The following is a 17,355-nucleotide window of genomic DNA, read 5'->3' as shown; positions in this document are numbered from 1 at the left end:
AGAGAAATGAATCTTAGACCTGAAGAGATAAGTTCAATAATAAAATCTCAGATTAAAAGATATAACTCTAAACTTCAAGTTGAAGAAACTGGTACTGTAATACAAGTTGGTGACGGAATCGCTAGAGTTCATGGTCTTGAAAAATGTATGGCTGGTGAGCTACTTGAATTCCCAAGCGATGTGTATGGTATGGTTTTAAACCTTGAAGAAGAAAGTGTTGGTGCAGTTTTATTTGGATCAGATACTTTTATAAGAGAAGGAGATATTGTTAAAAGAACAAAAAGAATAGTTGAAGTTCCAGTTGGAGATAATTTGCTTGGACGTGTTGTTGATGCGCTTGGTAATGCAATTGATGGAAAAGGGCCAATTAAATCAGATAAATTTAGACCAATTGAATCAAATGCTCCTGGAATTATTGCAAGAAAATCAGTAAGAGAGCCACTTCAAACAGGAATTAAAGCAATTGACTCAATGATTCCAATTGGAAGAGGCCAAAGAGAATTAATAATTGGTGATAGACAGACTGGAAAAACTGCTATCGCAATTGATACTATTATAAACCAAAAAGAAGAAGATGTTATTTGTATTTATGTTGCAATAGGACAAAAAAAATCAACTGTTGCTCAGTTAGTTAAGCAATTAGAAGATAGTGATGCTATGAAGTATACGATAATTGTATCAGCATCAGCATCTGATCCTGCACCACTTCAATATATCTCTCCATATTCTGGTGTTGCAATGGCAGAAGAATTTATGTGGCAAGGAAAAGATGTATTAATTATTTATGATGATTTATCTAAACATGCGGTAGCTTATCGTGCAATGAGTTTACTTCTTCGTAGACCGCCAGGACGTGAAGCTTACCCTGGAGATGTATTTTATATTCACTCAAGACTACTTGAGAGAGCTGCAAAACTTAGTGATGAACTTGGCGGTGGATCAATAACTGCACTTCCAATTATTGAAACTCAAGCCGGTGACGTATCTGCATATATTCCTACAAACGTAATCTCGATTACTGATGGTCAGATTTTCCTTGAGTCAGAATTATTCTTCTCAGGACAAAGACCAGCCGTAAATGCTGGTATATCAGTTTCTCGTGTTGGTGGAGATGCTCAGATAAAAGCAATGAAAAAAGTTGCTGGTAAAATTAAACTCGAACTTGCACAGTACAGAGAACTTGCTGCATTTGCTCAATTTGGATCTGATTTAGACAAAGAAACGAAAGCTGCACTTGATCATGGCGAGAGACTTATGGAGATGCTTAAACAGGGTCAAAATGATACTATGAAAGTTGAAGACCAAGTTATGATTATTTATACTATTATTAACAAACATCTAATGGATATTCCTGTTGATAAAATCAAGAAATTTGAAAAAGAATTTTTAGCTTATATGAGTGATCAACATAAAACTATTGGAAATAGTATAAAAGAAAAAGGTGTTATTGAAGAAGCAACTAAAAATAAATTAGATGAAGCAATTGTTGAATTTAAGGATATATTTATTAAAGATATGGACTAAATAATCATATGCATAGGAGGGAATATAATGGCGGGAATGGGTACTCGTGACATTAAACGTAAAATAAAAAGCGTTAACAGCACGAAACAAATTACCAAAGCTATGGAACTCGTATCAACTGCTAAACTCAGAAGAAACAAGAATAGAATGGATATGACTAAACCATATTTTGAAGTCGTAATGAATGCTGTTCAAGATATAATTAGAAATGAAACTAGTTTTAAGCATGAATATATTAATAATAGAGAAGTTAAGAATTCTTTATATATTATTGTTACTGCAGATAGAGGACTATGTGGTGGTTATAATGCAAATGCTATGAAGCTCCTTGCTAATGAAATTAGCAATAAAGATTCAGCATTACTTATTACCATAGGGAAAAAAGCTACAGACTTTTTTGAAAAAAGAGATTATAAAGTATTTAAAAATTATACTTATATTTCTGAAAGTCCTACTTTTTCACATGCTCAGGATATCGCAAGAAATGCGTTGAAATTGTATTCTGAAGAAAAAATTGATGAAATAAAATTCATATATACATCTTTTAAAAGTACAATTTCTCAAGAACCAGTTATGTTGAAATTATTACCAGTTGAAGTTGATAAAAGTACTGAAGTTGATGTAAAGGAAGAAAATTTGGAGGATTATGAATTTATTACTTATGAACCTTCAGCTGAATTTGTTTTAGAATTTATTATTCCAAAATATATCGAAAGTACAATTTATGGCGGAATGGTTGAATCTTCAGCATCTGAGCAAGCGGCGAGAAGAGTTGCAATGGAAAGTGCTACGGACAATGCAGATGATATGATTTCAGAACTTACTTTAACTTATAACCAAGCTAGACAAAGTTCTATAACTCAAGAAATATCTGAAATTGTTGGTGGTGCAGAAGCGTTAAAATAAATGTAATTTAAGAAGACAAAAGGGAGTGGATAATAGATGGAGCCTAGTAAAGGTAAGATAGTTCAGATTATTGGACCAGTTTTAGATGTTCGATTTGAATCTGAACATTTGCCCAAAATATATGATGCTGTCAGAGTTGAATACAATGATATTAAACTGACTGCAGAAGTAGCTCAACATATTGGTAATGATACAGTTAGATGTATTGCAATGTCATCAACTGATGGTCTTATTAGAGGTGTTGAGGTAATTAATACAGGCAACCCAATTAGTGTTCCTGTTGGTCCAGGTACTGTAGGAAGACTTATAAATGTTTTAGGTGAAACAATTGATAATAAAGGTCAAATTACCGAAGGTGAGAAATGGCCTATTCATAGAGATCCGCCTAAGTTTGAAGATCAAGAAACATCTACAGAAATTCTAGAAACGGGTATTAAGGTTGTTGACTTAATTGCACCCTATACAAAAGGTGGTAAAATTGGACTTTTTGGTGGTGCTGGTGTTGGAAAAACAGTACTTATTCAAGAGTTAATCAATAACATCGCAAAAGAACACGGTGGACAATCAGTTTTCGCTGGTGTTGGAGAGAGAACAAGAGAAGGTAATGATTTATATAATGAAATGGTTGAATCAGGAGTTATTGATAAAACTACATTAGTATTTGGTCAGATGAATGAACCACCAGGAGCAAGAATGAGAGTTGGTTTAACTGGACTTACTATGGCTGAATATTTTAGAGATCAAGAAGGTAAAGATGTTTTACTTTTCATTGATAATATATTTAGATTTACTCAAGCTGGTTCTGAAGTTTCAGCGTTACTTGGTCGTATGCCTTCAGCAGTTGGTTATCAACCGACACTTGCAACTGACATGGGTGCGCTTCAAGAGAGAATTACATCAACTAATAGAGGTTCTATAACTTCTGTGCAAGCTGTATATGTTCCTGCAGACGACTTAACTGACCCGGCTCCAGCAACTACATTTTCACATCTTGATGCAACTACTGTTCTTTCAAGAAAAATTTCTGAAAAAGGTATTTATCCTGCTGTAGATCCTCTTGATTCTGTTTCAAGAATTCTTACACCGGATGTTGTAGGAAATGAGCATTATAGCGTAGCTAGAAAAGTTCAGGAAATTCTTCAAAGATATAAGGAACTTCAGGATATTATAGCAATTCTTGGTATGGATGAATTATCAGATGAAGATAAATTAGTTGTTAATAGAGCTAGAAAAGTTGAAAGATTCTTATCTCAACCTTTCTTTGTTGCGGAGCAGTTTACAGGTATGTCAGGAAAATATGTTCCTTTGAAAGAAACGGTTAGAGGATTTAAAGAAATTCTTGAAGGAAAACATGATGATCTTCCAGAGCAAGCATTCTTTTTCGCGGGTTCTATTGATGAAGTTATTGAAAAGGCTAAAAACTTATAGATTTGTAGAGTTATAGTGCTTTACGAATGCGAAGAATATTATATAAAATATTTAGGAGGATAAGTTTATGGCTGGAAATTTTAAATTAAAAATTGTAACTCCAAGCAGAAGTTTTTTTGATGGAGATGTAGAAATGGTCATTATAAGAGTTTCTGAAGGAGATATGGGAATTCTTAAAGATCACGAACCAGTTGTTTCTCCAGTAGCGATTGGACCTATTAGAATTAAAAATGTTGATGGTAAGTTTGTTGAAGCTGCGTGTGCGGGTGGATTTATGACGGTTACTGATGAGCAAACAACAATAGTTACAGATGCAGCAGAATGGGCTCACGAAATAGATGTTGAAAGAGCTAAAGAAGCTCTTGATAGAAATAGAAATAGACTTGATAGCGATGATCATGAAGTTGATGTAGTTAGAGCTCGAACTTCACTAAATAGAGCTATGAATAGATTGAGGATTACAGGTATAGATATATAATGAATTAAGATCTATAAAAACTTAGCGTAAATGCTAAAGTTTTTATAGATCTTTTATTATTAAAAGAAATATTCATTTATAAAGAGTGATGTCCGACGACCAGCAAAAGCTACGTTTTAGCTTTGTCACGGGCATTTTGCCCTATGAGTAAAAAGAGATGTAAAGAAAAAAAGTAATCAATCGAATGAAAGGGTAATAGCAGTGCGACCAGCAAAAGCTACGCTTTAGCTTTGTCACGGGCATTTTGCCCTATGATAATAAAAAGAGACATAAAATCGCAAGTAAACTTGCATTTATGTTTCTTTTTATTATCGCACTGCTCTTTTTTATCGCGATTGTAATCAAAAAAAAACCTTATGGTGGTAGAAGTTTTTTTGTATTTAATATATAATATAATATGGTGGGACTATGGTCTTACATTAACATAAAATTAATTTATTAAATATAGAATCAATTTTTAAGGAGGCCCAGAGTTGGCTAAGATTATTGTAAAAAATAGTGGACCTTTGGAAGGTACTATTAGAGTTAGTGGAGCGAAAAATGCTATTTTACCAATACTTGCAGCTACGTTGTTAGCTGAAGAAAAATGTTATTTAGAAGATATTCCACTTCTAAAAGATGTTGTTGTAATGAGTGATGTTCTAAGGTCACTTGGAGCTGAGGTAAGCCAAGTAACAAATGGAGAAATGACTATATATACTCCAGAAATCAAATCGAATGAAGCTCCTTATGATTTAGTTCAAAAAATGAGAGCATCTTTTTATGTTCTTGGACCACTTTTGGCTAGAACTGGTGTTGCAAAGATTCCCATGCCAGGTGGATGCGCAATTGGAGCGAGGCCGATTGACTTACATTTAAAAGGATTTACAGCGCTTGGTGCTAAGATCGAATTTGGTCACGGATTTGTTGAAGCTAGAGCTGAAAAATTAATAGGAGCTTCAATATATCTTGATTTTCCGAGTGTGGGTGCTACTGAAAATATTATGATGGCCGCTGTTCTTGCAGAAGGAACAACTATCATAGAAAATGCAGCTGAAGAACCAGAGATAATAGATTTAGCAAATTTCTTAAATAAAATTGGAGCAAATGTAAAGGGTGCAGGAACTGATACCATTAGAATTCTTGGAGTTAAAAAACTATTAGGTGCAAATCATGCTCCTATACCAGATAGAATAGAAGCTGGTACATATATGATTGCTGTAGCTGCTGCTGGTGGAAATGTATTAATAGAAAATGTTGTTCCAAGTCATTTAAAACCAATAATTGCAAAATTAAAAGAATGTGGTATAGATATTGCAGAAGAGGAAGATAATATTAGAGTTATTTCTGATGGAAATATTAAATCAGTTGATATAACTACACTTCCATATCCAGGATTTCCTACAGATTTACAAGCTCAATTTATGGCAATGCTTACAAAATCGAATGGAGTTAGTGTTGTTATGGAAACTGTTTTTGAAAATAGATTTATGCACGTTGCTGAACTTTCTAGAATGGGAGCTAATATTAAAATAGAAGGTCATAGTGCAGTTGTTCAAGGCAAATCAAATTTAGAAGGTGCAAAAGTAAAAGCTACGGATTTGAGAGCTGGAGCTGCGCTTATTATTGCAGGTTTAATTTCAGAAGGTAGTACTGAAATTGTAGATACATATCATATTGATAGAGGATATTATGATATTGAAAATAAATTAACCGGTATTGGAGTAAATATAACTAGAGTTAAAAAAATAATTTAGTAGGTGGAAGGTGGATTTTATGTTCGGGTTTGGAACGGAAATTGGAATTGACTTAGGCACAGCGAGTGTTTTAGTTTATATAAAAGGAAAAGGAATAGTTCTTCAAGAACCTTCTGTTGTGGCAATCGATAGAAATACTGATACTGTTTTAGCAGTTGGATCAGAAGCTAGAAGAATGTTAGGAAGAACTCCTGGTAACATCGTTGCTATTAGACCACTTAAAGATGGTGTAATATCTGACTATAAGATTACCGAAAGAATGCTTAGATATTTTATAAAAAAAACGTGCGGAAAAAGTATGTTTTTTAAGCCCAAAATAATAGTTTGTGTGCCTAGTGGAGTAACTCAGGTCGAAGAAAGAGCTGTTTATGATGCAACTTCAGAAGCTGGTGGCGGAAAAACTTTTATAATTGAAGAGCCAATTGCAGCTGCAATTGGAGCTGGACTTGATATAACAAAACCTGATGGAAATATGATAATTGATATCGGTGGTGGTACTGCTGATATAGCAGTAATTTCACTCGGTGGTATTGTTGTTAGTAAATCAATTAAAGTTGCTGGAGATAAATTTGATGAATTTATTATTAAATATATGAGAAAAGCACATAATTTATTGGTTGGTGAAAGAACAGCTGAAGAACTTAAAATTAATATTGGAACTGCATCGCCAAGAGCGAAACCTATTAAAATGGATTGTAGAGGAAGAGATTTAATTACAGGTCTTCCTAAAAATATAACCGTAACAAGCGAAGAAATGCTTGAAGCTTTAAGAGAACCAGTTAATTCGATAAGTGATGCAGTACATGCAGTGCTTGAAAAGACACCACCAGAACTTGCATCGGACATTAGTTCGAGAGGAATTGTAATGACAGGTGGAGGATCACTTTTACATGGTCTTAATAAATTACTTGAAAAAAGAACCGGTATTCCAACTTATATAGCTGAAGATGCAGTTTCATGTGTTGCAAAAGGAACTGGATTGTCTCTTGAACATTTAGATGTTCTTGAGAGAAGTATGTCATCTAAAAAAAGTATACGCTACTAATGAAAATTGTGAAGTTCAAATTACGCTTCGATGCCTTTGGCATAAGGCGCTCCATTTGAATTTCACAATTTTTTCTGTTTTAGGGTCAAGTTCTTGATTAAAAGAGAATTATGAAGTTCAAACTATGTTGTGATTTTTTGGTATAAGGCGCTCCGTTTGAATTTCATAATTTTTTCTGTTTTTAGGGTCAAGTTCTTGATTCAAGGGAAATTGTAGAGTTCAAATTAGGCTTCGATGTTTATCGGCATGAGGCACGTTGTTTGAATTTCACAATTTTTTCTATTTTAGGGTCAAATTCTTAAAGAAAACTCGTTTAGCTAAAGCTAAACATCGAGTAATTTAAAAATGTTTAAAGTATTATAGAACTTTAGCCGATAATATTTATGATATTTAGATTGTGGAGGTTATTATGTTAAGAGGTTTGTATTTATCTGGAACTAGTGCTTTGGTAAACCAAAAGAAAATAGATGAAATTAGTAATAATATTGCTAATATTGAAACAATAAGTTTTAAGAAATCTGAAGTATTAGCTGAATCTTTTAATGATGTCCTAATATCTAAATTTAATGGTTCAAACGTACCTTCAGAAGGTGGTTTTGATAAAATAAATGTTTCTAAGTATGGTGATAATTATTTACTTGATACTAAATGGGGATATTTTAGAGTAAAAAATGAAGAAGGTATTTCTAATAATAAATCTGCTAGGTTTTCAGTTGATAAAGATGGATTTTTAAGTACGTATTACTTAAATGTTGATAAATCTAAAGACCTTACTAGAGGTAATAGAGCTATTGGTAATGATGGTAAGGATATATTTATTGGCACTGGAAAACTTGACATAAATGAAAAAGGTGATGTTTTAGTTGATGGTAAAAAAATAAGTAACTTAATTAAAATGGTTGCTCCGAATGTAGTAGGAACTTTAAATGCTGGTGTAAGAGCTGATAGATCAATCACTGATTTTAATCAAGGTGAACTTAAAACAACTGAGAGGAAACTTGATATTGCTCTAAGTGGAAGAGGGTTTATGGAAGTAAAGAATGGTGACACTAATTATTATGTACGAGATGGTAGATTCTTACTAAATGAAGCTCATGAACTAGTAACTAATAGTGGATTTAAAGTTCAAGGAACTAAAGGAGATATTAAACTTGATTCGGAAAATGTTGAAATTAATGAGTTTGGAGAAATAATTAGTAATGGAAAAATTATTGATAAAATAAAAACTACCAACTTTTCTGAATATAGCGATTTACTTAGAGTAGGCTCAACTGTATATGAAACTAAAAAAAATATGTTAGGAAAGAAAACGGAATTTAAAGGCACTCTTATTCAAGGTATGCTTGAGCAATCAAATTCTAATGCAGTTACTGAAAGTATAGAGCTTTTATCTTTATATAGAAAATATGAATCTGGACAAAAACTTATGAAAGCGTATGATGATACTTTAAATAAAGCAGTAAATGATCTTGGAAAGATTTAGATAAATAGATAAAATGAATGAATTTGATGGGAGATGAGGGTATGAGAGCATTAAATGCTGCTGCATCAGGCATGAAAGGATTACAACTTAAAATAGATACTATAGCAAATAATTTAGCAAACGTAAATACTACTGGCTTTAAGAAACAAAGAGTGGAATTTAAAGATTTATTATATGAGAATATTTTACAAGAACAAAAAGTTGATACTGATGGAAGACCGGTTATAGTTCAAATAGGTCAAGGTGTAATGACTTCTGCAACTACTAGAAGTTTTGTACCTGGAACACTTCAAAATACTAATGGTGATACAGATGTAGCAATTAATGGCGATGGTTTTTTTGAAATTGTTGATGAAAAGGGTAAAACAAGATTTACAAAAGATGGTTCTTTTAAAATAAGTTTGATAGATGGTAATTCATATTTAGTAACGAACGAAGGCTATAAAGTTCAAGGATTAGATGGAGATATTAATTTAGGCACAGATGTCGACAAGATAATAATTGATAAATCAGGAAAAATTTCAGTAAAAAGAAATGGTTCGGATAACGAAGAAGAAGTAACTACGCTTAAAACAGATAAATTTTTTAATCCTTCTGGATTAGAGTCAATAGGTAGCAATTTATATGCTAGTACGGCTGTATCGGGAAATCCTATTTCAAATGAAACAGAAGATACAGGAGAAGTTTGGCAAGGATTTTTAGAAACTTCAAATGTTCAAGTAGTGGATGAGATGATTAATATGATAACGGCACAAAGAGCATATGAAATAAACTCGAAAACTATTCAAACAGCAGACAAAATGTTAGAACTTGCTAACAATTTAAGACGATAAGTAAGTGAATTTCTATGAAAAGAGGTGTTATTAATGAAAATAGGAAATAATGTTAGTATGAATTCTAGTATTGATTCTGCAAAAGCAAATGCAGAAAAAGCTACTGATGACGCTTTTAAGGATATGCTTGAAAGAGCAAAAAAATCAAAGGATAAAAGTGAATTAAAAAAAGTTGCTGAGGATTTTGAATCTATTTTTATTAATATGATGTTTAAATCAATGAGAGGTTCATCTGAAAATAAAGATGGTTTTATTGAAAAAAGTAATGCTAGAAGTATGTTTGAATCGATGTATGATGAAGAATTATCAAAAGTTATATCTAAATCGGGTGGATTTGGAATTTCTGATATGATATATAAATCACTAAACAAAAATATTGAAAATACTAATAAAGATGATGAAGATAAAGTCAAAAGTATTGACATTAAAGGATAGAACCTATGGGTTCTTTTTTTTCTTGACTTTTATTATCAAAATAATATAATTAAAATATATTAACATCTGATATTAGTAGTAGATAACAAAGGAGAGGTGCATGTTAAATTCTATAGAAATTCAAAAAATACTTCCGCATAGATATCCGTTTTTATTAGTTGATAAAATTTTAGAATTAGAAGTAGGAGTAAAAGCTGTTGGAATTAAGAATGTTACATTTAATGAACCATTTTTCCAAGGTCATTTCCCAGGAAATCCAATTATGCCAGGCGTATTAATAGTAGAAGCATTAGCTCAAGTTGGTGCAGTAGCACTTATGAGTCTTGAAGAAAATAAAGGAAAACTTGCTGTATTTGCCGGAATAGACAAAGTGAGATTTAAAAAACAAGTGATACCGGGAGATACTCTGAGAATGGAAGTAAAATTAGAAGCGATGAGACGAGGAATAGGAAAAGGCCAAGCAATAGCGTATGTAGATGGAAAAGTAGCATGCAAAGGTGAATTAATGTTTGGCATTGTCGAAAACAATTAGCCAGTGCGAAAAAAAGAGGGAAATCAAAATATCAAGCTTGCTTGATAAATTTTGATTTTCTTCTTTTTTTCATAGAGAGCGAAGCTCTCGCCTCGCAAAAAGAGAGCTTGAAAAGCTCTTTGCGAGAGCAATGGCTATAGTACATAGAGAAGTGTATATTTTTTTAAGTATATGTAAGTATTAATAAAAAATATGATAAATATATTGTTTAGAAATTCTTTATTTGTAGTATAATTTAATAGAGAAGGTGAATTATATGTATGGATTAGTTTTAGAAGGTGGAGGAGCTAAGGGATCTTATCAAATTGGTGTTTGGAGAGCGCTAAGGGAACTTAATATAGACATTGGTGCTATAAGTGGAACCTCTATTGGTGCTATTAATGGAGCTTTTATTACTCTTGGTTTGTATGATGAAGTTTATGATATTTGGTATAATATGGAGCCGGATTTTGGAATCGAAGGTGATCGAGAGATACTTAGTAAGTTAATTGATTTTGATTTTGATGTTAAATCAGATGATTTTAAAAAAATAATGAGATATCTTCATAAAACAGCTAAGTATGGTGGTTTGAATATAACGCCTTTAAAAAAAATATTAAAAAAGTATATTGATGAAGATAAGCTTAGAAAAGCGCAGATGGATTATGGGATTGTTACATTTTCTCTTTCCGAACTTAAAGGAAAAGAAGTATTTAAAGAAGAAATTCCATATGGTAAATTACACGATTATATTGTAGCATCAGCAAATCTTCCTATTTTTAAAGTTGATAAAATTGAAAATAAAACATATATAGATGGTGGCTTTTATGATAATTTACCTATTGGTTTGATAGCAAAAAAAGGGTATAAAAAAATAATTGCTGTTAGGCTCCAAGCTATAGGAATAGTACAGCCTGTTAAAAATAAAGATTTAGATATAACGTATATAATACCGTCAGGTAATACTGGTAAAATTCTTGAATTTAAAAAAGAAACTATGAGAAATAATTTAAAAATGGGTTACTATGATACATTAAGGGTATTTAAAGATTATAAAGGAAAAAAATATTGTATTGAAACTAATAAAAACGAGAAATATTTTTTTGATTTATTTGCAAATGCTCCAAAATGGTCTATTGAAGAGATAAAAAAAATATTTGGTGAAAATAATAAACCAACTAGAAGATTAGTGTTTGAAAAAATAATTCCAATAGTTGCTGATTTATTAGATCTTAATGATGATGATTCTTATGAAACTCTTGTAATATCATTACTTGAGTTTGTTGCAGACTACTATAAAATAAATAGATATAAGGTTTACTTATTTGATGAGTTTGTAGACATTTTGTTAAAAGAGTATAAAATTAGAAACAAATTAGAAAAAGATAAAATTTCCTATTCTGTTTTATCAAATATTCTTAAACAATCTTCACTTTATAGGAAAACAATAAAAGATAAATTATTATTAAGTGTTTTTAAAGTTGTGTGTTGTTATTTAAAAGAGATAAGCGAATAAAATAGTATTTAATTTAGAGGAGGATATATGAATTATAAAAAAATGTATAATGAATGGATTAATAGCGATTATTTTGATAAAGAATTTAAAGAAAAACTTATGAACCTTAGTGATGAAAAAGAAATTGAAGATAGATTTTATAAATATCTTGATTTTGGTACAGGCGGTATACGTGGAAAAATTGGTGAGGGAACGAATAGAATTAATAAATATATCATAAGAAAAGCTACTCAGGGATTTGCAAATTATATTAACAATAAATATAGTGAAGAAAAAAGTATAGCAATTGCTTATGATTCAAGAAATCAATCGCCCGAATTTGCACTTGAAGCCGCTAGAGTTATGGCTGCTAATGGTATAAAAGCGTATTTGTTTAAAGAGCTTAGAAGTACTCCAGAATTATCTTATGCTGTGAGATATCTTAAAGCAAAGGCAGGTATAGTTGTTACTGCAAGTCATAATCCACCAGAGTATAACGGATACAAAATTTACGGAGAAGATGGTGGTCAATTAATTCCAGTTGAAGCTGATAAAGTAATTAACAGGGTTAATGAAATTATTGATTTTAAAACTATAAAAATAATGGAAGAACAAGATGCAATTGATAAAGGATTGCTTGAATATCTTGATTACACTATAGATACTAGTTTTATAGAAGAAGTTAAAAAGAATCTAAAAAATTTAGAATATGTAAGAAAATATGGAGATAAATTAAAGATAACATACTCTCCACTTCACGGTACTGGTGGAAGACCTGTAAAAAGAATACTAAGTGAAATTGGATTTAATAATTTAATTGAAGTAAAAGAACAAATGATACCCGATAAGGAATTTACAACAGTTAAATCACCTAATCCAGAAGAATACAGTGCTTTTAAATTAAGTTTAGTCTATGCGAAAGAAAACGATGCAGATTTACTTTTAGCGACTGATCCTGATTGTGATAGAGTTGGTATTGTAGCAAAATCTAATAATGGTGATTATATTGCACTTAATGGTAATCAAACGGGAGCGCTTCTTCTTAACTATATATTAGAAAGTTCAAATGATATTCCTAAAAACGGAGCAGTTGTAAGTACGATTGTTTCATCAGGAATTGGAAAAGTTATAGCAAGTTATTATAATATTGACTATATTAGTACTTTAACAGGCTTTAAGTTTATTGGCGAAAAAATGACTGAATTTGAAAAAAAACATAACCATACTTTTATTTTTGGATATGAAGAAAGTTATGGATATTTAAGAGGAACACATGTAAGGGATAAAGATGCGGTAGTTGCTTCTGCTCTTATTGTTGAAATGGCCTTATACTACAAATCTCAAAATTTATCACTTCTTGAAAAATTAAATGATATATATACTAAATTTGGATTTTATAAAGAAGATTTGGTTTCTATTAAATTAGAAGGCAAAGAAGGTATGGAGGAAATATCAAATATAATGGATACGCTTAGAAAACTTAAACCAAATTTAATTGCAGGTTTTAGAGTTAATGAATTTATCGATTATAAATTTGACCATACAACGCTTCCAAAATCAAATGTACTTAAATTTATTTTAAAAGATGGATCATGGCTAGCTATTCGTCCATCAGGTACAGAACCAAAGATAAAATTTTATTTCTCAATTGTTGAGAAAGAAAAAGAAAAACTCAGTGAAAAATTAGACCATGTTAAATCATTTATTTTAGAACTTGCTGGAGTTAATAATTAGAAGACAAAAAAAGCATTTACTACTTCGAGTGGTTAATGCTTTTTTCGTTGTATATTCATAAAATTTTGTTATAATATTTAAGATGAATTAAAATTAAAATAATTTATAAAAATGAGGTTTAAAAATGAATCCACAGTTTTCGCTTATATCTAATCAAATAATGCTACTATTTTTATTAATAATATCAGGGTTTGTTATAAAAAAATTAAAAGTTGTTACCAATAATATCAATAAAGAAATAAGTAGTTTAGTAATAAACGTTACACTTCCAGCCTTTATAATTACATCGATGAATCAAAAATTTACTCCAGAAATACTTAAAAATAGTGCATATATAGTTGGGATTTCATATGCGGTATATTTATTTGCAATTATTTTTTCTAAAATATATACAAAAGTTACTAAAGCAAATGGAAGAAAAAAAGATGTGTTTGAATATATCTTGATTTTTGCTAACGTAGGCTATATGGGTTATCCTGTTGTAAGTATTGCACTTGGTGATATTGGAGTTTTTTATGCTGCAATTTATAATTTAGCGTTTAATGTATTAACATGGACCTATGGTGTTTACCTTATGACAAGGGGTTCTGATAAAGGTGTAGGAAAAAGATCTATATTAAATCCTGGTCTTGTAGCACTTATAATTGGATTTATATTATTTTTATTTTCACTAAACTTACCTACGCCAATTTATAAAACGCTAAAACTAATTGGTTCTACAACAACACCATTATCTATGATGTTTATAGGATTTATATTAGCTGATGTTCATTATAAAGAAATTATTACAGATATTAGCTGCATAGTTCTTTCTATTTTTAGATTAATAGTACTTCCCCTTACAGTACTTTTTGTTTTAAAATTATTTGGATTTAGTGGATATTTACTAACAATTCCAGTTCTAATGACTGCAATGCCAGCTGCTGCTAACACATCAATATTAGCTTCAAGATATGACAATGATTTTAAATTAGCTTCAAAAGCAACCTTTATTTCAACATTGTTTTCTGTTATAACAATACCAATTATTTTGGGATTGGTTATGTAAAACAAAAAAAGCATACTAGATGATCATCTAAGAGCTAGATGAATCAGCTAATATGCTTTTCTCTTCTTCTTATCTTATTAGTAGTATTGAAATATTATTAGATTTTTTAATATTTTTTAAAGTTTTATAAAAAAGAATTTCTTCATTTGGATCTTTGAATTTTAATTGATCTGAAAAGTCAATAATCAACCCTTTTTCTTTTATATTTTCTTCTAAATTAATCAAATCAAGCCACTGACCATATCCATTTTCTCTTATTGATCCATTAGAATTAATAATATGAATATATCTAATATTTCCCATAGTTTTATTGATATATATATCATTATTTTTATTAACATTTATAGAGCTTAATAAATTGTTTTTTTCATTAATAAGCGAGCTAGAAGCATCATTAAATTTGTAACTTTTATAATTGGTCTTATCTTTTGGAATTTCAAAATCGATGGTTGGATTTAAAATAGCGCTTAAGTCATCAATAACGATTATGTTTTGATCTCTTAAACTTGAATTATCTTCTACTAAATATATTCTTTCAACTTTTGCAGGCGACTCAATGTTTTTGGGAAGCAAAGCTTCGACATATTTCCAACCCTTCCAATTCACATTTTTTTCAAAAGTTATATTATACATTTTTCCAGTTTCATCTGAAAGTTTAGCTCTTAACCAATGGCTATTACCATAATTTCCAAATACCCAAAGGCCGATTTTTTTAGTATTTTCGGGTAAAGTAATAGGCTCTTTATAATTAAGGTAAGCCGCTCTCGTCTTATTTGTATAAGTAAAATCATAATTAAGAGCATATCCGAAAGAATTATTATAGCTAAATTTAATTTTTTTTAAGTATCCTTTACTATTTTCTGGATAAGAAATGAAATTTATTAGGGACTTATCATCTTCAAAATCATCAAGCAAAATTGAATCATTACCTATTACAACGGGGATATATTTATCTATGTTATTAAATGATATTCTAATTATACCTTTTGTTTTTTCATGGCTTGCGCTTAAGGTTCCTAAAGTATCAATGGTTCCGATATCTCCATTTAATGTAAAAAACAAGTTTTTATTATTTAGTATATAAGAATGTCCACTAGAATCAATTGCAGAAATATTAAATTTAAAAGTTTCATTAGGATCTAAAAAAAGAATGTTGTTATTAATTTTTAAATCGACTATATCATCGCTAGAGTGAACTTGTTTGGAAAGAATTAAATCTTTATATTTAATGGTTAAAACACCATCTCCTTCGCTTGTTGGAGTCACACTATCATTTGTAATATTTGCCTTAATACCACTGATTGTAATAGATATATCATTTTTATCTAGTTCATATCTATGGTGATTTACGTCTTCTGCCCATATTTTTATACTTGAAGGAATATTTAAGATTAAATTATCATTTAAATTGCTTACTAGTTTACTAATGTCTTCTTTTGGTGAATTATCAAAAATGCCAAGTCCGGTAAATATTTTTCTTTCATTTCCGTCTGATGGTGTATTTACAATAGATATATCGCTTAGAGGAGAACGCTTTATAAGCATTTCTGAAGAACCTCCGCCATCCATATTTATTGCGTTATATGCACCAAGTGAAATCATAATATTTGAAAGTTCATTTTCACTCACACCGGGATTAAAAGATTTTCTACCATCAATTTGTACAAGAATTAATTTTTTTCTGTCCTTTGTTATTCCTATTGCAGTTCTAGGATGACTTCCTTTAATTGATAGGGATAAATTTGTTTCGAGTTGACCGTTTTTAACTATAATTGCACCGCCACCTATAGACGTTTTTATATTTGAAAAATTATCATCATAGTTTATAGAAATTTTATCACCTAGTGAAAAGTTTTTTTCTATTTCACTAATTTTTCTACCTACCGCAGATATTACGTATCCCTTATCGGGAATTTTTATTTTCTCTAGATTTTTTCTAATATCAGTAATTACATCGTCTTTTATTACAATTTCAATTATGTCTTTATCCAGAGTATTTCCATAAGAGTAATCTCTCCAGTTTTTATCAAAAATAATAGCCCTATTATATTCAAGGTAAGGTTTGTTTTTATACTCTATCATAAGAGTATTACTGTTTTCATTTGTTAGTTTTATTCCAGCAGTTTTCCAGTTTTCAAGAAATGGGATTCCGTCTTTTGATATATTAAAAGATGCAAATTTTCCGTCATGAATACCTGTAGAAATCAATTTGTTATTACTTAAAATTGTTCCAAGAGTAGATTTTGAAGAAGAATCAAAAAAATCGCCATTAATAGAGCTTACTAAATTTTCTTTTAAAGATAAAGAAGATAAAGGCTTTCTAAGTGTTATGTCCCCACTATTAAACAAGACATCTGCATAGGTATTTTTATCATTTAAATCAGCATACATAATATTTAGATTTATCCACCCTTTGTCGGTAAATATAGATTTTTTTTCGTATGTAATACCATTTGATAAAATTTCTTTATTAGAACTTGTGTAAATAGTAGAATAATCTGCAAAACTTGTTATTTGAGTTGATAAAATTAATACTATTATTAGAATATATTTTTTCATTTATGCCTCCGTTGTAAATTGATTTTTTAATTATATTATACTTAATAATTTATAAATCAAAGTTACATATCTATTACAATAGTATTAAGTCTTAGTGCGTTAAGTAAAAAACTTATAATATGGTGATAGAAAAAATATGA

The 17,355-nt window shown here is 30.2% G+C and carries 14 protein-coding genes; 13 read left to right on the top strand and 1 reads right to left on the bottom strand.

Going from position 1 to position 17,355, the window contains the following annotated elements; all coding sequences use genetic code 11:
- Positions 1-6 precede the first annotated feature (6 nt).
- The 13 genes from atpA to AACH12_RS13090 all read left to right on the top strand — a co-directional run bounded on the left by atpA (position 7) and on the right by AACH12_RS13090 (position 14,656).
- Complete coding sequence (gene atpA / locus AACH12_RS13150) at positions 7-1,524, top strand: F0F1 ATP synthase subunit alpha (protein ID WP_338535836.1); 1,518 nt, start codon at positions 7-9, stop codon at positions 1,522-1,524.
- Positions 1,525-1,551: 27 nt separating this feature from the next.
- A complete protein-coding gene (gene atpG / locus AACH12_RS13145; RefSeq protein WP_338535835.1) occupies positions 1,552-2,430 on the top strand; it encodes an ATP synthase F1 subunit gamma in 879 nt (292 codons plus the stop codon).
- A 36-nt stretch (positions 2,431-2,466) separates the two neighbouring features.
- Complete coding sequence (gene atpD / locus AACH12_RS13140) at positions 2,467-3,858, top strand: F0F1 ATP synthase subunit beta (RefSeq protein ID WP_338535834.1); 1,392 nt, start codon at positions 2,467-2,469, stop codon at positions 3,856-3,858.
- Positions 3,859-3,925: 67 nt separating this feature from the next.
- The gene (atpC, locus tag AACH12_RS13135) at positions 3,926-4,336 is read left to right on the top strand and encodes an ATP synthase F1 subunit epsilon (protein WP_338535833.1); all 411 of its coding nucleotides are present in this window, start codon (positions 3,926-3,928) and stop codon (positions 4,334-4,336) included.
- A gap of 473 nt (positions 4,337-4,809) precedes the next feature.
- Positions 4,810-6,072, top strand: coding sequence for a UDP-N-acetylglucosamine 1-carboxyvinyltransferase (gene murA, locus AACH12_RS13130; RefSeq protein ID WP_338535832.1), 1,263 nt, complete (start codon positions 4,810-4,812; stop codon positions 6,070-6,072).
- Between the two features lie 19 nt (positions 6,073-6,091).
- Positions 6,092-7,117 (top strand): rod shape-determining protein, encoded by a 1,026-nt coding sequence (gene mreB, locus AACH12_RS13125; protein ID WP_338535831.1) that lies wholly within the window; start codon positions 6,092-6,094, stop codon positions 7,115-7,117.
- 409 nt (positions 7,118-7,526) lie between these two features.
- Positions 7,527-8,600, top strand: coding sequence for a flagellar basal body rod C-terminal domain-containing protein (locus AACH12_RS13120; protein WP_338535830.1), 1,074 nt, complete (start codon positions 7,527-7,529; stop codon positions 8,598-8,600).
- A gap of 41 nt (positions 8,601-8,641) precedes the next feature.
- Entirely contained in the window at positions 8,642-9,433 is a 792-nt protein-coding gene (gene flgG / locus AACH12_RS13115; protein WP_338535829.1) for a flagellar basal-body rod protein FlgG, read from the top strand.
- 33 nt (positions 9,434-9,466) lie between these two features.
- Positions 9,467-9,868 carry a rod-binding protein gene (locus AACH12_RS13110; protein WP_338535828.1) on the top strand — a complete coding sequence of 134 codons (402 nt, stop codon included), beginning with the start codon at positions 9,467-9,469 and terminating at the stop codon, positions 9,866-9,868.
- A 100-nt stretch (positions 9,869-9,968) separates the two neighbouring features.
- Positions 9,969-10,400 carry a 3-hydroxyacyl-ACP dehydratase FabZ gene (gene fabZ, locus AACH12_RS13105; RefSeq protein ID WP_338535827.1) on the top strand — a complete coding sequence of 144 codons (432 nt, stop codon included), beginning with the start codon at positions 9,969-9,971 and terminating at the stop codon, positions 10,398-10,400.
- 256 nt (positions 10,401-10,656) lie between these two features.
- Complete coding sequence (locus tag AACH12_RS13100) at positions 10,657-11,895, top strand: patatin-like phospholipase family protein (protein WP_338535826.1); 1,239 nt, start codon at positions 10,657-10,659, stop codon at positions 11,893-11,895.
- A gap of 27 nt (positions 11,896-11,922) precedes the next feature.
- Positions 11,923-13,608, top strand: coding sequence for a phospho-sugar mutase (locus tag AACH12_RS13095; protein WP_338535825.1), 1,686 nt, complete (start codon positions 11,923-11,925; stop codon positions 13,606-13,608).
- Positions 13,609-13,732: 124 nt separating this feature from the next.
- A complete protein-coding gene (locus AACH12_RS13090) occupies positions 13,733-14,656 on the top strand; it encodes an AEC family transporter (RefSeq protein ID WP_338535824.1) in 924 nt (307 codons plus the stop codon).
- Between the two features lie 69 nt (positions 14,657-14,725).
- Here AACH12_RS13090 and AACH12_RS13085 read toward each other — a convergent pair whose 3' ends face one another.
- Positions 14,726-17,215 (bottom strand): phosphodiester glycosidase family protein, encoded by a 2,490-nt coding sequence (locus AACH12_RS13085; RefSeq protein WP_338535823.1) that lies wholly within the window; start codon positions 17,213-17,215, stop codon positions 14,726-14,728.
- Between the last annotated feature and the right edge of the window lie 140 nt (positions 17,216-17,355).

The sequence above is a fragment of the Helicovermis profundi genome (genome assembly GCF_033097505.1).
Lineage (GTDB): Bacteria > Bacillota > Clostridia > Peptostreptococcales > Acidaminobacteraceae > Helicovermis > Helicovermis profundi.
This window is presented reverse-complemented; position numbering and strand designations above follow the sequence as displayed.

What these genes read in the sequence shown, in the direction of transcription:
- AACH12_RS13120 (WP_338535830.1), top strand. Translation starts at nt 7,527, where the DNA reads ATGTTAAGAGGTTTGTATTTATCTGGAACTAGTGCTTTGGTAAACCAA.
- atpC (WP_338535833.1), top strand. Translation starts at nt 3,926, where the DNA reads ATGGCTGGAAATTTTAAATTAAAAATTGTAACTCCAAGCAGAAGTTTT.
- AACH12_RS13110 (WP_338535828.1), top strand. Translation starts at nt 9,467, where the DNA reads ATGAAAATAGGAAATAATGTTAGTATGAATTCTAGTATTGATTCTGCA.
- atpG (WP_338535835.1), top strand. Translation starts at nt 1,552, where the DNA reads ATGGCGGGAATGGGTACTCGTGACATTAAACGTAAAATAAAAAGCGTT.
- AACH12_RS13085 (WP_338535823.1), bottom strand. Translation starts at nt 17,215, where the DNA reads ATGAAAAAATATATTCTAATAATAGTATTAATTTTATCAACTCAAATA.
- AACH12_RS13095 (WP_338535825.1), top strand. Translation starts at nt 11,923, where the DNA reads ATGAATTATAAAAAAATGTATAATGAATGGATTAATAGCGATTATTTT.
- mreB (WP_338535831.1), top strand. Translation starts at nt 6,092, where the DNA reads ATGTTCGGGTTTGGAACGGAAATTGGAATTGACTTAGGCACAGCGAGT.
- atpD (WP_338535834.1), top strand. Translation starts at nt 2,467, where the DNA reads ATGGAGCCTAGTAAAGGTAAGATAGTTCAGATTATTGGACCAGTTTTA.
- AACH12_RS13090 (WP_338535824.1), top strand. Translation starts at nt 13,733, where the DNA reads ATGAATCCACAGTTTTCGCTTATATCTAATCAAATAATGCTACTATTT.
- AACH12_RS13100 (WP_338535826.1), top strand. Translation starts at nt 10,657, where the DNA reads ATGTATGGATTAGTTTTAGAAGGTGGAGGAGCTAAGGGATCTTATCAA.
- fabZ (WP_338535827.1), top strand. Translation starts at nt 9,969, where the DNA reads ATGTTAAATTCTATAGAAATTCAAAAAATACTTCCGCATAGATATCCG.
- atpA (WP_338535836.1), top strand. Translation starts at nt 7, where the DNA reads ATGAATCTTAGACCTGAAGAGATAAGTTCAATAATAAAATCTCAGATT.
- flgG (WP_338535829.1), top strand. Translation starts at nt 8,642, where the DNA reads ATGAGAGCATTAAATGCTGCTGCATCAGGCATGAAAGGATTACAACTT.